At 52.4% G+C, this 12,688-nt stretch carries 23 protein-coding genes and 1 tRNA gene; 15 read left to right on the forward strand and 9 right to left on the reverse strand.

Features of this window, described 5'->3' with window-relative positions; genetic code table 11:
- Positions 1-26: 26 nt before the first annotated feature.
- The 11 genes from BLP45_RS01970 (at position 27) to BLP45_RS02010 (ending at position 4,540) form a co-directional block, all read left to right on the forward strand.
- Positions 27-1,052: a hypothetical protein gene (locus BLP45_RS01970; protein WP_143002371.1), complete on the forward strand. Its 1,026-nt coding sequence runs from the start codon at positions 27-29 to the stop codon at positions 1,050-1,052.
- Positions 1,049-1,867, forward strand: a complete 819-nt coding sequence (locus BLP45_RS01975) for a heparin lyase I family protein (protein WP_090369254.1) — start codon at positions 1,049-1,051, stop codon at positions 1,865-1,867. Before BLP45_RS01970 ends, BLP45_RS01975 begins: the two co-directional genes overlap by 4 nt.
- Positions 1,864-2,085, forward strand: a complete 222-nt coding sequence (locus tag BLP45_RS01980) for a hypothetical protein (RefSeq protein WP_090369256.1) — start codon at positions 1,864-1,866, stop codon at positions 2,083-2,085. Before BLP45_RS01975 ends, BLP45_RS01980 begins: the two co-directional genes overlap by 4 nt.
- 9 nt (positions 2,086-2,094) lie before the next feature.
- The gene (locus BLP45_RS14515; RefSeq protein ID WP_176754626.1) at positions 2,095-2,271 is read left to right on the forward strand and encodes a hypothetical protein; all 177 of its coding nucleotides are present in this window, start codon (positions 2,095-2,097) and stop codon (positions 2,269-2,271) included.
- 2 nt (positions 2,272-2,273) lie between these two features.
- Complete coding sequence (locus BLP45_RS14520; RefSeq protein ID WP_176754627.1) at positions 2,274-2,444, forward strand: hypothetical protein; 171 nt, start codon at positions 2,274-2,276, stop codon at positions 2,442-2,444.
- Entirely contained in the window at positions 2,441-2,647 is a 207-nt protein-coding gene (locus BLP45_RS01985; protein WP_090369258.1) for a hypothetical protein, read from the forward strand. Before BLP45_RS14520 ends, BLP45_RS01985 begins: the two co-directional genes overlap by 4 nt.
- A complete protein-coding gene (locus BLP45_RS01990) occupies positions 2,644-2,826 on the forward strand; it encodes a YegP family protein (protein WP_090369260.1) in 183 nt (60 codons plus the stop codon). Before BLP45_RS01985 ends, BLP45_RS01990 begins: the two co-directional genes overlap by 4 nt.
- Positions 2,823-3,338, forward strand: a complete 516-nt coding sequence (locus BLP45_RS01995; protein ID WP_256327628.1) for a lysozyme — start codon at positions 2,823-2,825, stop codon at positions 3,336-3,338. Before BLP45_RS01990 ends, BLP45_RS01995 begins: the two co-directional genes overlap by 4 nt.
- Entirely contained in the window at positions 3,335-3,661 is a 327-nt protein-coding gene (locus tag BLP45_RS02000; RefSeq protein WP_090369261.1) for a hypothetical protein, read from the forward strand. Before BLP45_RS01995 ends, BLP45_RS02000 begins: the two co-directional genes overlap by 4 nt.
- Before the next feature lie 82 nt (positions 3,662-3,743).
- Positions 3,744-3,947: a hypothetical protein gene (locus tag BLP45_RS02005; RefSeq protein ID WP_090369263.1), complete on the forward strand. Its 204-nt coding sequence runs from the start codon at positions 3,744-3,746 to the stop codon at positions 3,945-3,947.
- Positions 3,948-4,051: 104 nt separating this feature from the next.
- Entirely contained in the window at positions 4,052-4,540 is a 489-nt protein-coding gene (locus BLP45_RS02010; protein WP_090369265.1) for a hypothetical protein, read from the forward strand.
- 212 nt (positions 4,541-4,752) lie between these two features.
- On the opposite strand, the gene BLP45_RS02020 is transcribed toward BLP45_RS02010, so the two are convergent.
- A tRNA-Asn gene (locus BLP45_RS02020) sits at positions 4,753-4,828 on the reverse strand.
- 295 nt (positions 4,829-5,123) lie between these two features.
- On the opposite strand from BLP45_RS02020, the gene BLP45_RS02025 reads away from it, so the two are divergent.
- Positions 5,124-5,363, forward strand: a complete 240-nt coding sequence (locus BLP45_RS02025; protein WP_090369268.1) for a hypothetical protein — start codon at positions 5,124-5,126, stop codon at positions 5,361-5,363.
- Here BLP45_RS02025 and tal read toward each other — a convergent pair.
- Complete coding sequence (gene tal, locus BLP45_RS02030; RefSeq protein WP_090369424.1) at positions 5,335-6,465, reverse strand: transaldolase; 1,131 nt, start codon at positions 6,463-6,465, stop codon at positions 5,335-5,337. The genes BLP45_RS02025 and tal overlap by 29 nt on opposite strands.
- 10 nt (positions 6,466-6,475) lie before the next feature.
- On the opposite strand from tal, the gene BLP45_RS02035 reads away from it, so the two are divergent.
- Both BLP45_RS02035 and BLP45_RS14525 read left to right on the forward strand, forming a co-directional pair.
- Positions 6,476-7,366, forward strand: coding sequence for an N-acyl homoserine lactonase family protein (locus BLP45_RS02035; protein WP_256327629.1), 891 nt, complete (start codon positions 6,476-6,478; stop codon positions 7,364-7,366).
- Positions 7,366-7,521: a hypothetical protein gene (locus BLP45_RS14525; RefSeq protein ID WP_176754628.1), complete on the forward strand. Its 156-nt coding sequence runs from the start codon at positions 7,366-7,368 to the stop codon at positions 7,519-7,521. The genes BLP45_RS02035 and BLP45_RS14525 overlap by 1 nt, the downstream gene beginning before the upstream one ends.
- Before the next feature lie 27 nt (positions 7,522-7,548).
- On the opposite strand, the gene BLP45_RS02040 is transcribed toward BLP45_RS14525, so the two are convergent.
- Positions 7,549-7,977, reverse strand: coding sequence for a hypothetical protein (locus BLP45_RS02040; RefSeq protein WP_090369272.1), 429 nt, complete (start codon positions 7,975-7,977; stop codon positions 7,549-7,551).
- Positions 7,978-8,186: 209 nt separating this feature from the next.
- On the opposite strand from BLP45_RS02040, the gene BLP45_RS02045 reads away from it, so the two are divergent.
- On the forward strand, positions 8,187-8,846 hold the full coding sequence (locus tag BLP45_RS02045; protein ID WP_090369274.1) for a helix-turn-helix transcriptional regulator: 660 nt from the start codon (positions 8,187-8,189) through the stop codon (positions 8,844-8,846).
- A 229-nt stretch (positions 8,847-9,075) separates the two neighbouring features.
- Here the strand turns inward: BLP45_RS02045 and pgl are convergent, their stop codons facing one another.
- The 6 genes from pgl to BLP45_RS02075 form a co-directional block, all read right to left on the reverse strand.
- Entirely contained in the window at positions 9,076-9,840 is a 765-nt protein-coding gene (pgl, locus tag BLP45_RS02050; protein WP_256327630.1) for a 6-phosphogluconolactonase, read from the reverse strand.
- 130 nt (positions 9,841-9,970) lie between these two features.
- Positions 9,971-10,375 carry a DoxX family protein gene (locus tag BLP45_RS02055; protein WP_090369276.1) on the reverse strand — a complete coding sequence of 135 codons (405 nt, stop codon included), beginning with the start codon at positions 10,373-10,375 and terminating at the stop codon, positions 9,971-9,973.
- Positions 10,376-10,675: 300 nt separating this feature from the next.
- Entirely contained in the window at positions 10,676-10,864 is a 189-nt protein-coding gene (locus tag BLP45_RS02060; protein WP_090369278.1) for a (4Fe-4S)-binding protein, read from the reverse strand.
- Between the two features lie 25 nt (positions 10,865-10,889).
- Positions 10,890-11,165: a DUF4242 domain-containing protein gene (locus tag BLP45_RS02065; protein WP_090369280.1), complete on the reverse strand. Its 276-nt coding sequence runs from the start codon at positions 11,163-11,165 to the stop codon at positions 10,890-10,892.
- Positions 11,166-11,226: 61 nt separating this feature from the next.
- Positions 11,227-11,823, reverse strand: a complete 597-nt coding sequence (locus tag BLP45_RS02070; protein ID WP_090369282.1) for a TetR/AcrR family transcriptional regulator — start codon at positions 11,821-11,823, stop codon at positions 11,227-11,229.
- 167 nt (positions 11,824-11,990) lie between these two features.
- Positions 11,991-12,407 (reverse strand): hypothetical protein, encoded by a 417-nt coding sequence (locus tag BLP45_RS02075; protein WP_090369284.1) that lies wholly within the window; start codon positions 12,405-12,407, stop codon positions 11,991-11,993.
- Positions 12,408-12,688: the final 281 nt, after the last annotated feature.

Genomic DNA, 12,688 nt, shown 5'->3' on the forward strand with positions numbered 1-12,688 from the left:
TCAATGAGCGCGTTTCAAACCTGATCGTGTCGTCAGGCTCGGCCGATGCGGTACCGAGCGCCAAGTACATCGGTTATTGGCCGATGTCGATGTGGCTATCGCCAACCACTTGGGATTTTCTCACTCAGGTCGGCACGGCTGCCATCGACACGACAAATAACTGGATCACCGGATTCACATCGTCGGCCTGGGCAGTGGCTGGAACACCTGTAAAAGTCAGGGCTACTGCCACCTTTCCCGCCGGGCTTTCGTCCACCATCGTCTACTATGCCGGAAAGCCAACTGCCGACCGGTTAACTCTGCACCTGACGGAAGCGGCAGCCCTCGCCGGAACTGGCATAGTGGATATCACATCACAGGGGACCGGTGACGTTACCATTTATCCGGCGTTCGTGAAGGACTGGAGCGGGCAGGGGAATGACCTGCTTTACGGCGACATCTTCGATACGCAAGTGTTCGCGACATTCCCTTACATGAGCACGATTTCAAGCGGCAGCGTGGATGGTTCCGTTGGTCGTCTGCCGGTGGCGGCTCTATCCGCGCAATTCGTCTGGCCAACCGATACATTCCTTTGCTTTTTCCGTGCGAAGTTCGGCACGCTCGTCGCCGGGCGATCATTCTTCGGGAATGGCGTCAGCGGTGCGAGCCACGGCCCGCGCTTTAACATCGGCTCGGCGGATACCAGCAAACTTAACTTGCAGGTCGCGCATGCCGGCACGGTAATCAGCGCCACGTCAGCCGCCGAGGCCTGCTCAATAACAACCGAGCATCACATTGCCCTGGCGCTTGAAGGCCCGACGGGTAGGGCAACGGTGTGGATCGATGGCGAGCGGGATCTGAATATCGGTTCGCTGAGTCTTTCGACCGTAGCAGCTTTGAATTTCACGACTGACCTGCGGCTCGGCGGGGTGAACTCCACCAACTCGCACGCGGCCGGATTCTGCGATTATCACGTGCTCGCTTGGACTGGTTCGCTACCTTCGAATATTGACACGCTGATGCGGCGGATCGCTGCGACGCGCTATCACCGCCTATCGGCTAGCGACTTATGACGCTTCTTTTCGATGGGCGTTTCACCACGACGCCTGATTTCAGCGCTTACAACCGCATAGAGTTATCGCCGTCAGGTGACGACCAGCCGCCCTATGCCGGCGGGGTGCTTGGGCAATACGAGATCGTGACCGATCCGGTTGGGACCGATCCTGTCGCGAAACTCACTGCAATTTCCTCCACACTAGCGCGCACGGAAATGCGCCCGTTTCAAAAGGATATCGTGTCCGGCGGTCCTGATTTCGGCGAGCTATGGTATGCCTGGTGGGATTTATTCCCTGCGGATTGGGTGGATGAGATACCCGGACCCGCCAATGCAGAGAGTAGCCTTCTGAGCGGCACGAAGGACATCATTGCGCAGGGGCATGCTTATGACGATGTCGCAGACTCGGGGCATTACCCGCAATTTGCAATGTACGTGCAGGGACAGCGGATTAAATTCCTGCGCACCTATGATACCGCTGCCACTACAACGCTCGTCGCACCGAACTTAACCGTTCATGGTTCGTGGCCTTTAGTCAAAATGGTGTGGATCGAGTGGGTATTGCACGTCAATTGGGCCGCGAGCTCCAACGGATTCTTTCATCTCTATAAGGATCGCCGGCTGGTCTACAGCGAGACCGGCGCGCCGAATACATATAACGATACGGCCGGGCCGTTCTTCAAGACGGGATTTTACAAATACTACGGTCCGCTCTCGCCGATAACGCGCGTCCGTTACAGCAAAGGCGTGGTGATTGGCGACAGCACATCGTCTTACCTTGAGGTAACCGGTCATTCCGCACTCGAAGCCGCGACCATCAGGCGGACAACGTGAACAAAGAAATCATCGACCAGACAGCGCATTTCACTGTTGCGTTCGCTTTTATGTGCGCTTTCATGTGGCCTCTGCCGTGGTGGGAAGCTGCGCTTCTCGTCATGCTCGGCGCGTTCATGCGCGAATTGAATCAACATGATTGGGATTGGCGAAGGGTCGGAACGCTGGACTTATCATTTTTCGCAATAGGGGCCGCATCTGCGGCCTTTTTACTTTAGGAGATCGAAATGCCGAGAGCCGTGTGGGAAAAAGTGAAAACCGAGGCCGAGAAATTCAATGATGTTTTGGATGACAAGGCCGACGAGCAGCTGCAGAAGGTAAAAGAGTCGCGCTATACCGGCCTGATTCTGGGCGGGGTCGCCCTGATCGCTATTGCGCTGATTGTCCTGCTGGCAGCCTATTAATCGTGGATGCGAATGTCGTGATGTGGGTTGCCGGACAGTTAATTGTGGCAGCTGCGATTTACGGCGGGATACGCGCCGACATACGCAGCATCCATCAACGCATTGAACACGCCGAAAAATCTCTGGTCGAGGCGCATACGCGAATCGATCGCATGCTGGAGCGCGGACATTGAAGCAGAAGCGGAAGAGTAAGACGCTCTGGTTTAATGGTCTGCTTGGCGCTTTATCTACCGGGCTCGCCGGGCTGGAATTCTTCACCGGCTTCTTGAAAGAATTTGTACCCGGCTGGGTGTATGTCGCGCTGCTCCTGGTATGCGCGGCGAATAACGCTATCAACTGGCTCCTGCGGCTTAAGACTACGGAGGCCGTGAAATGAAATTCGTTCTGAAGCAATTGAAAGTGGGGCGGTACGCGGGGCAATGGCGCTTCGCAATCGTCGCCGCGAATAATGAAAAGATCGATCCGCGGCAACTGTACAACGAACGTGAAGGCGCTGAGCGCGCGATAGAGCTAATACGGTCGATGAGGGACGCTCCTGTGGAGGTGATCGAGTGATCAAGCCATCTCCAACACAAATCCGGCAAGCCCGGTCCGCGGTTGCTGTCATGGTTCTGGCGGCGTCGACGCTTGTCGGGATCGCCGTACACGAGGGCTATAAAGATGAGGCATACATTCCTGTTGTGGGTGATGTTCCTACTATCGGTTTTGGTAGCACCGATGGCGTTCGTATGGGCGACCGCATTACTCCTCCACGTGCGCTTGTAAGACTGCTCGATGAAGTCGAGGGCGTCTATGCCGCCGGAGTGAAAAAGTGCGTCACTGTGCCGCTATACCAGCACGAATATGAAGCATATGTGAGCCTGGTTTATAACATTGGGGTTGCGGCCTTCTGCCGCAAGGCAAAGCCCGGCAAACCGCCTAATCTGATTGACCTGATCAATGCCGGGAAATATTCGGAAGCCTGCGAGCGCATCAATGCATTCAAGTATGGGCCGGGTAGGAAAGTATTGCCTGGGCTGGTGAAACGGCGGGCGGAGGAAAGCAAGTTGTGCAGGGGCGAGGCATGAGCCATGCAGTTACCTTCTGCTGGCGCAATGGAGCGACAACCGTGGAAGTCTTGCCAGAGGGACAAAAGTCCTTCCTGTTCCGCTTCCACGTTGACGCGAGCCAGATCCCCGGGGACGTCCTTTCTGCCTGCGTGGTGGCCGAGGTTGACGAATACGAATGCGAGATCAAGGCATGGGGTGGAAGGCGCGGCCCGACGACCGCTGACCGGAAAGCGATCGCCGAGTTTTGCCGGATGCGCGGATATGTCGAGGTTTACTGGTGGCGCTACAAAAACGGATGCGCGCCGAAAAAGGTTTGGCTGTATCAGGTATTTCCGGTTTGATGTAGCAAATGGGGCGTCTTGCCCGCAACCCGCCGACCGTGAGGGTTACTTACACAAATGGCAACCTAAAGGAGAAGTAAAGATGGCTCAAATCGTAATCACAAGTGAACTGAAAGCAGACGACAGCGAGAACGCGAAAGTCAAAGCTGATCTTCGCGTCCGTTGTTTTGACATGGATGACGAAACCACCCTGGCGGTGGAAGGCGAAGTCGTCGGCCTGGTAGGCGGATTGCTGAATCTGGGCAAAGCCGGAGCCGCGAAAAAGGCCGCTGCGACAGCAGGCTAAAGCAAAGAAAGGGGCGTCAGTAATGGCGCTCCAATTGCCTAAAAATCGGGCGATTATAAAGCCCTACAATCGATTTAAATACAGCCGGATAGGGTAAGGTAACCATGCCAATTTTCGCTATTTTCGGGATTATCGCCGTAGTCTCATTTGGCATAGGAATGTATGCTGGCGTCAAGTGGGATAGCGCATCTCACAAGGCTGAGACCATCACGGCTCAGAAAGAAGAGATCAGGATCGATCAGGCCCAGGATGAAGTAACTGCCGACGCTGGAACGCAAGCGGTAATCGTGCAGGAGAAGATCAGGACAGTTTTCAGAGATCGTATTGTTTATCGAGACAGAGAGGTTCCATATGAAGTCACCCTACGCACTGATTCTGGCTGCGTCATTCCTAATTACTTTGTCGGCCTGTGGAATAGCGCCAATCAAGGGACAGTTCCCGACGCCTCCCGCGGAATTGATGAAAGCCCCTCAGGAGTTACACTCACAGACGTTGAGCGCCAGAAAGAGCGGGAAACCGAAATCTGTCTTGCCAACACAGAGCAACTAATTGGGTTGCAAGGGTGGGTCAGGGATCAGCAGGCAGTGGAGTAGCGATATGGGAATTCCCATATCGGATCATTTCGTTGACGTCACCAACATGATCCCAATTCCCTCGAAATCGATGGTTTTAAAATGGTGGAATTACACCGAATTACAGTCGTACGGTTTTTTCGTACAACTGAATAATGAGAATAATTGCGGAGCAAACCCTATTTTGCGGAGCAGAATTTTTACTTAGAAATCGCTGAAAGGCTTGCTGTTATTGGCTCCCCGACCAGGGCTCGAACCTGGGACCTGCGGATTAACAGTCCGTCGCTCTACCGACTGAGCTATCGGGGAATTGGAAGAGGTGCATATACTAATTGTTTGAGGTCCCCCGGTCAATTAAATAAGCCCGGAATGCCCGGTTTACGGGGAGTATTTGCATTACGTCCGGTCCTATCGTCATACTCAAACTGTTACGTCTGGAATGAATTTCAATTTTTGAATACTGCAGTCGTTCTTTAGAGTAATTGCGCACAACGCTACCGCTCACTCCGTTGACCACGTCGATCCAGCTGTTTGGTCACCCTGATGATTTTGTAGAATATAAACTGATTGCGGTAATATTCTCGGATCGAATTAGGGAAACAATGTGGATACCGGTTTTGTAATCAGTGGCCTGACACTCCTGGTTGGTCTCGTTTGCCTGGGCGTGTGGATTTTCAGGAAGGTCATGCAAGGTGAAAGCGGGGTCAGCGCCAGCACGGTGTTGTTGGCGCTGCTCGTGGTTATCCTGCTCGTGCCTTTCGCGATGAATCTTTCAGCACATTTTCTCTATCAGAAAATGCACCACCCGTCAGACGTTACGGAAGAGGCTGTTGAATCGAACTGAGGAGTTTTTCGTGCGCGGCGTTAAATTGTTTGACTCCCTCGGATAACAATTTGCCGGCGATATCGTCGAGTGAAATGCGCAGCGTTTTGAGCGTGCTAAGCTGGATAGCTGCGTTTGCCATGTTTTCCTGCAAGGTATCACGCACTCTTCCGCGCTCGCGGAAGGCTGCCAGGGTCGCGGGACCAATTGTGGTTATGGTGTCGGGACCGATCAGTTCCTCGATGTACTTTACGTCCCGGTAAGCGGGATTTTTTATGCCGGTACTGGCCCAGAGAAGCCGCTGCTTCCGTGCTCCCTGCGCAGCTAGGACGTCCCAGCGGGGACCGGAAAAAATAGCTTGATAGCGCTCGTTAGCGACTTTGGCGTTGGCGATGCCCACCTTTCCCAGCAGGTTTCTGAGCGATTCCCGTTCCAGGGCGTCATATATCTTGATCCAGCCGCACTGATTCAGATGAGAGGTGATGATGGCATCGACCGTGGTATCGATGCGGCTGACGAAGAAGCTGGCTATGCCGGTGACGTTGGCCGGGTTTCCGCCGCCTGCAATGCGTTGCTCCAATCCGTCCAGATAAGCCTGAGCGGCGCGTTCGTATTGGGCTTGGGAAAAGAGCAGGGTAACGTTGACGTTAATGCCATCGGCAGTCAACTGTGTAATGGCAGGGAATCCGGCTTCGGTAGCCGGGATCTTGATCAAAAGATTTTCGCGGGCGACTTCCCGCCATAAGCGCCGCGTTTCGGCTATTGTCTTCCCCGCATCGTCGGCCAGGGCTGGCGCGATTTGCAGCGAGACGTAACCGTCGCGCCGGCACGTTGCTTCATGGATCGGGCGCAGAATATCGGCGGTTGCGCGAATATCCGCGATGACAAGTTTCTCCAGCGCGGCCGCAGGCGTTTGCCCCTGGCTGGACAGGATGCGTATATCCTCAGCATATCCGGCATCAGAACCAACCGCTTTTGCAAGGATGGCGGGATTGGTGGTCACGCCACATATTTCTCCTTTATCCACCATTTCTTTCAATTCACCGCTGCGGATAAGGTGACGATCGGTGTGATCAAGCCAGACAGACTGCCCGTGTTCTTTCAACTGGCGTAGTATATTCATGAGTACCCTCGTGAGTACTGTTTTGCAGGTCGGAGAGCTTTGCGATAGCGTATCGAAGATTAACGTATTTGTGCCAGAGTTTGCATTAGTCCGCACTACTTTCTCCAGGAGTTTCATCATGCCTCGCGCCCTGAAGGTCTGGCCACTGCTCACAGGCTCGATTCGCTATGAGAAAACCATCTCGACGCGCAACTGCGGCCATGGTGAGTTCATCGACGCGCCGATCCTCGCCTATCTGATTGAGACATCCCACGGACGCATCCTCTACGACGTGGGATGCGACTATCGTAAGGTGGCAGATCCAGCCCTGCGTGCCACGTATTTCGACCCCATGCGTCCGCAAGTGGAGCCGCCCAAAATGCAGGAAGGACAACGCATTCCAAGCTACCTTGCTCAGTTGGGACTCACGGCATCCGATATCGACCTCGTGTTTATCGGCCATTTGCATTTTGATCACGCGGGCGGGCTTTGCGATTTGCCGGGCTGCGACGTGCATATCCAGGGCGATGAATTGGCTGCGGCGCGTACCGGCCTGGATGGCGCTGTGTTTGCGGATGAACTGGCCAACGCGGATCAGTGGCGGATAAAAACGGGTGAATATGCCGTGGCGCCGGGTGTACAGACGATCGCCAGTCCGGGTCATACGGCTGGTCATATGTCGCTATTTATTGAATTGCCGAGGCACGGACCGGTCATTCTTTGTGGTGATGCAGCCGACCTGAGCGAGAATCTGGTCGAGGAGATTGCTCCGGGATTCTGCTGGCAAGATAACGAAGCGCTGGCTCTTGCCAGCATTCGTAAACTGAAAGCGCTGGCACGAACGGAAGACGCCCAGCTCTGGCCCAACCATGACATTGATTTCTTCCGGGGTTTACCCGGTTTTCCGGCGTGGAGAGATTAGTGAAACTGAAAGGTTTGTTCGATGAAACGCAGGAAACGGCCAAGCGGAAAACTGGTGTCCATGACGCATGGGTAGGCGGGTTTTACGATTTTAACAACTTAAAACGTAAAACCCCTTGTCCGGTGCGCCATGCGAGCGCAACCGGCAAGGGGTAAGGTAACGAAAGCCCAGCTTCGTCTATTTCAATTGTGATCTACACGTGGTTTCGCTGCGTCGCTTACGATCGGGCCCTCTTTGCCTGCGTGACGCTGCGCTGCTTCTTGCGCCATTTGCCGGTGAAGGGCCGCTTCTTTTATGCTTGCTTCTTCGGTTTCCTGGTATTTGCGCAGTAAAGCGAACGTATGCGATTTCAAATCCTGGGCTTGCCGGCCATAGAGGTAGCTTTTTTCCTCGTAATGCTCCAGCAATTTCTTTTGTTCCTCAGCCTTTGCATGCAATTCCCTGGCTGTATCTTCAAAATACTTTGCCAACGCGTCGTGATCGCCCCGCGTTCTGGCGTTCTGGGAAGCTTTGCGAACATTTGTGTTCTGAACCGCCTCGAGGGGCGTGATCTGAGCACAGGAAGCCAACAAACCGAGAGACATGGCTGCCAATAATGTCCTTGTTTTCATAATGGTATCTCCTTTAAAATCCGATCCATTGACAAAGCAAAAAACAGTTATATTATCCCGATCTTTGGGGGAACTATAAGAGATCGACGCTATTTTGTCAACTTTTTTATGTTTAAAGTGTCCATATGGTATATAGTGGCATTAGTAACGAGGTGTTCCATAACAATTTCATATAACTAAACCAATAGGGAGAACGGAGGGAAAGCCAAATGCTTAATACAATGGGAGAGCGGCAAAGACAGCTGCTTAAGCTGTTGCGTAGGAGCAAGCCGGGCCTGAGTGTGGATGAGCTTTCGAAAGGACTTGAAATTACGCGAAACGCAGTGCGGCAACATCTTGCCGCACTGGAAGGGTCGGGATTTGTGCAAGGCGGGGCCATGCGGCCTTCAGGGGGAGGACGCCCCCAACAGCTTTACGTCATAACCGAGCGTGGCGAAGAAACTTTTCCGCGCCAATACTCGTGGCTTGCGCAGTTAATGGTGTCATCGATCCAGCATGAAGAAGGTGCTGAAAATATGGGCAAGCGCCTGAATGAAATCGGGGCTGGCGTTGCACGGCAGATACGCAGCGAGTATCCCGGTTTGAGGACGCACAAGGAGAAGGTGGAAAAGCTGGCCGAGGTAATGGACCAGCTAGGTTACAACGCTAAAAATACCACCTTGCCGGGGGGCGAGCCGGTAATCGAAGCCGATAACTGCGTGTTTCACAGGATGGCGGTAAAAGACGTGGAAATTTGCCATCTGGACATGGGGCTGATGGAAACCTTTACCGACAGCAAGGTTGAACACCATGAATGCATGGCCCGTGGCGGCGATGTGTGCAGGTTCAGATTCAAGGAACAAGACGAGCCAAAAGACGAAAGCCGCTAATCCGTCAAATCCACTAAATCCGCTGGTTACGCTAACCGGCGGATTTACGTTTGTTTTACCCATCTTGGCCTAGGCTCACATCCGAAGTGTTATAGGCAGGGAATCGAAGGCGCATTCCCGGTTCGCCTATTCGCACTCACACATCAGTCAGGAACGGGTTGGCGGCGGTGAAGCGATGAGGTTTTTGGGAGACGATAAGTTGCCCTTCGCTTCAACCATCCTACCTTGGCTACTTTTGCGGCGATAGCAGGGCGGATTCCAGCAGCACATCGACGCCTGTCTCCGAGGCTATTGCGCTTGCAGGAATATTTTCGCCGGCACGCCACTGCGCCACCGCATCCCGCTTGGATTCTCCGCTAACCAGAAATATTACCTGCCGTGAACGGCTGAGCCGGGCAGCACTCAATGAGACGCGCTGCGGCGGTGGCTTGGGCGAATCCAGTATCGCCAGCGTGTCGGGTGAGTCGGATTCGGTTCCCCATTCGTGGCCGGGAAACAGACTTGCGGTATGTCCGTCGTCTCCGAGCCCAAGCAGGGTCAAATCGAAGATGCCGACGTTATTCAAGGTCTGTGCGTATTCGCAAGCCGCCAGATCCGCGCCGAGTTCACCTGGAATCGTATACAGCTGGTCCGCGGGGATCTGGACATAATCGAGCCAGGCCTCTCCGGCCATGAGGGAGTTGCGCCGCGGATCGGTTGGCGGCACACATCGTTCATCGCCGAAATAGATATGCCAGGCCGACCAGTCGGTCTGTACCGCCCGCAGTTTTTTATAGATTGCGCGCGGTGTATCGCCACCGGCGAGTACCAGGTGAAACTCTCCGCGTTTCTGGATTGCCGCAGCGGCGCTGGCGAGAATCATGCTCAACGCGATATCGTTCAGCTCAGCCGGATTGGCGACGGAACGCCACCGGCACTGATCGGCTTTGGGGGAATTCGCGTTGATGGAATTCATGAGTTTTGAAGAGCCTACATCCATTAGCAATTTGTCCATAAAATGGCCTAGTGGGCTGCCGCATTCAGGTTCAAGTCCGGCAGGCCGCTAGTGTAGTGAGTCAGAGAACGTTTACATAACCGATTCAAATGAATAAACCGGGAAGTAACGATATCTCTGACTCACTATACTAGTCTGGTCTAATCGCCATTCTACCGCTACCAAGGAATAATATCGCAAGGCCGGAAAATAAATAAAAACCTTGCAATTCGAGTGCCCAGCCGCCAGTGCCGGTTAACGAAAATAACTGGCTGCGGTGTGCCAGCACCAATGCGAATATCATGTTGCCAAAAACGAGCAAACCGCCAAGGCGTGAAAAAATTCCCAGGATAATCATGAGCGGTGCAATGACTTCGCCCACGTAGACTCCGTAAGCCAGCGCAGTGGGCAAATTAATGTTCGCAAGTTGTACTTTGATGAAATCGAGAGAACCGGGATTGAGTATCTTGAATATTCCGTGGAACAGTATCAGGAAGCCTACCGTAAGGCGCAGGATCAACTTGCCCAAGGCATCATTTTGCAATGGATTGCGCATCGCGCGTTCCTTCTAAAGTTTAACGATCGAATTCAAGATATAGGGTGAAAAGCGCGACAAACTGCTTAGATAGCTTATCGCCTCCACGAAGAAGACGACAATCAAAGTATTGGATCCCGGCAAACGTTTAAAGGCTTTATATTTAGTCCCGGACAAACGTCTGTCGGTTCCATTTTTTTCAGATTTTAATTCATGGATGAATTTTCATATCCCAGTGCGCGATGAATGTTCGCGTAGATCATCGGAGCGCCAGCAGAAGTTGGAGATTCACGAGGGTTCCTTATACTCCGTTTTCCGGCTTTATCGCTGGCAATGTTCTATTTGCAACGCCCCTGACGGGCACCGGCCAACAACGGACATAATCTCCTCCTCGGTTGCTGCGGATGGGTTAATAATAAATTTGCCATCCTGTACCTTAAAAACCTCCGGTAGCGAACTAACGCAAACGCCGGCATGGCAACATATATTCTGATCCCAGGTTATTTGCATGGCGGTCCTCTTATTGGCGTGGTAATTAATTTTCGGCGGTGGTCGGGTCGATTACGGATTTAATGCGAGAAATGCGGTTGGCGGGAAAGCCGCCTTGTTCGGCATGTGCCCTGACAGCGGCTTCATCAGGCGCGATATAGATACAGTAGACTTTATCCTCCGTCACGTAGCTTTCCAGCCACTGGACTTGCGAGCCCATGCCGCTCAGGACACCGCATGATTTCCGGGAAATAGCCTGTAGATCCTGGGGAGTCAGTGAGCCGGCCCCGGGAATTTCACGTTCAATAAGATATTTTGGCATTGTCTGTCTCCTGGTAAAATTTTAGTATATGACCGGTCGTCTTATAATAGATGAAAAAAAATCAAGGCTTGAAAAAATCACCCAGTAAATCCTGGCAACACTGTTTAACCGGCGCGGATGATTTTTCTATTTTCATCCTTAATAAAGCCCCCTGCCAGGTGTTCAATAGCAGGTCAGCCATTTCTTCAGCTGATTTATCCAGTCTTACCGTGCCTTGTTGTTGCGCCTTGGCCAAGCCGGATTTTAATAAATCCCGATAGCGATTAACGGCCGATTGGAGAGATTTTTGGCAGACATCACTGGTATCTCCTATTTCTCCCATCAAATTCCCCAGCAGGCAACCACCTTTAAACCTGTTCTTCTCGAGCTCCGCAATGAGCTCATCGAAGTAACGCTGTATTCCACCCAGCGCATCCTTATCGGATTGTTGCAAATGGGCGGTTAATTGGGTAATAAATGGATCAATGTAGTGTTGAATGACTTCCGCGCCAAAATTTTCCTTGCTGCCAAAGTAATTATAAAAAGAACCTTTGGGAATATTCACGGCAGCTAGAACTTGCTGCAACCCGGTGCCATGATAACCCTGCTCCATCAACATCGTAACACCCTGGCTTAACAGGCTTTCTCTATTAATCTCTTTTTTGGTTGGCGTGAGCATAAGGCAATAATATGACCGGTCGTCTCGAATGTCAAACAAAAAAAGGAAGGGCGCTGGATCAGACGTCTTGGATTGATAGGAATCAGGAAATCGGGATCAATACGCAATGCAAGCCGGGTTAGCAAAGCATAACCGGCTTGCCGATACTTCCGATATTATCACGGATATTATTCCGAGCGGGACGCGCCAACGGTAACAAGTTGTTGCGAGTCAGATGCGGCGTGGTCGCTTTGTCCGAGCCTTGAAGCCATTTGCCGGTGGGCGGCGGCTTCCTTTATGTCTTCATTCACGATTTGTTCGTACTTGCGCAATAACGCTACGGTATGCGATTGCAGATCCTGTGCTTGCCTGCCATAGAGATAGCTTTTGTTCTCATACTGCTCAAGCAATCCTTTCTGCTCTTCTACTTTTGCCTGTATCTGCCTGGCCTCGTCTTCATAGAATTTTGCGACAGCTTCGTGATCGCTGCGGGTTACGGCATTCTTGGCAGCGCTAAGGATTTCCGGATTTTCGGTCGCAGTTGCGAGCGGGCTTGCCAGTAAGCCGATTACGGATAAGACTCCAAAAATATTCTTAGTCTTCATCATTTATCTCGTGAGGTTATTCTTTAACCCGGATGTCTTTACCCAGGGGCAGATCGTTTCTTTTCATTTCCAGCTTTCCTGATTCGAATCTTACCCAATTCAAAATACTTTGTCAACTTAATTATGTTTAAACTATTTTATATTGCGGAAGTTGAGGTTTTTTTGCAAAAATAGCGGCAGCGTTGGACTGTAGTGGCGGCAGAGCTAGACCGATGCACTCTACCGTGCCCTGGAAGATATAAAGACGCATCAATTGTGGTAACAGGAGATGTAATAGAAGG

It is taken from the genome of Nitrosospira sp. Nl5 (assembly GCF_900102495.1).
Taxonomy (GTDB): Bacteria; Pseudomonadota; Gammaproteobacteria; order Burkholderiales; family Nitrosomonadaceae; genus Nitrosospira.

Bases quoted from the DNA above. Each gene is read 5' to 3' on its own strand.
- BLP45_RS01975 (WP_090369254.1), top strand. From the start codon at position 1,049: ATGACGCTTCTTTTCGATGGGCGTTTCACCACGACGCCTGATTTCAGC.
- BLP45_RS14515 (WP_176754626.1), top strand. From the start codon at position 2,095: ATGCCGAGAGCCGTGTGGGAAAAAGTGAAAACCGAGGCCGAGAAATTC.
- BLP45_RS01990 (WP_090369260.1), top strand. From the start codon at position 2,644: ATGAAATTCGTTCTGAAGCAATTGAAAGTGGGGCGGTACGCGGGGCAA.
- BLP45_RS02000 (WP_090369261.1), top strand. From the start codon at position 3,335: ATGAGCCATGCAGTTACCTTCTGCTGGCGCAATGGAGCGACAACCGTG.
- BLP45_RS02005 (WP_090369263.1), top strand. From the start codon at position 3,744: ATGGCTCAAATCGTAATCACAAGTGAACTGAAAGCAGACGACAGCGAG.
- BLP45_RS02010 (WP_090369265.1), top strand. From the start codon at position 4,052: ATGCCAATTTTCGCTATTTTCGGGATTATCGCCGTAGTCTCATTTGGC.
- tal (WP_090369424.1), bottom strand. From the start codon at position 6,465: ATGAATATACTACGCCAGTTGAAAGAACACGGGCAGTCTGTCTGGCTT.
- BLP45_RS02040 (WP_090369272.1), bottom strand. From the start codon at position 7,977: ATGAAAACAAGGACATTATTGGCAGCCATGTCTCTCGGTTTGTTGGCT.
- BLP45_RS02045 (WP_090369274.1), top strand. From the start codon at position 8,187: ATGCTTAATACAATGGGAGAGCGGCAAAGACAGCTGCTTAAGCTGTTG.
- pgl (WP_256327630.1), bottom strand. From the start codon at position 9,840: ATGGACAAATTGCTAATGGATGTAGGCTCTTCAAAACTCATGAATTCC.
- BLP45_RS02055 (WP_090369276.1), bottom strand. From the start codon at position 10,375: ATGCGCAATCCATTGCAAAATGATGCCTTGGGCAAGTTGATCCTGCGC.
- BLP45_RS02060 (WP_090369278.1), bottom strand. From the start codon at position 10,864: ATGCAAATAACCTGGGATCAGAATATATGTTGCCATGCCGGCGTTTGC.
- BLP45_RS02065 (WP_090369280.1), bottom strand. From the start codon at position 11,165: ATGCCAAAATATCTTATTGAACGTGAAATTCCCGGGGCCGGCTCACTG.
- BLP45_RS02070 (WP_090369282.1), bottom strand. From the start codon at position 11,823: ATGCTCACGCCAACCAAAAAAGAGATTAATAGAGAAAGCCTGTTAAGC.
- BLP45_RS02075 (WP_090369284.1), bottom strand. From the start codon at position 12,407: ATGAAGACTAAGAATATTTTTGGAGTCTTATCCGTAATCGGCTTACTG.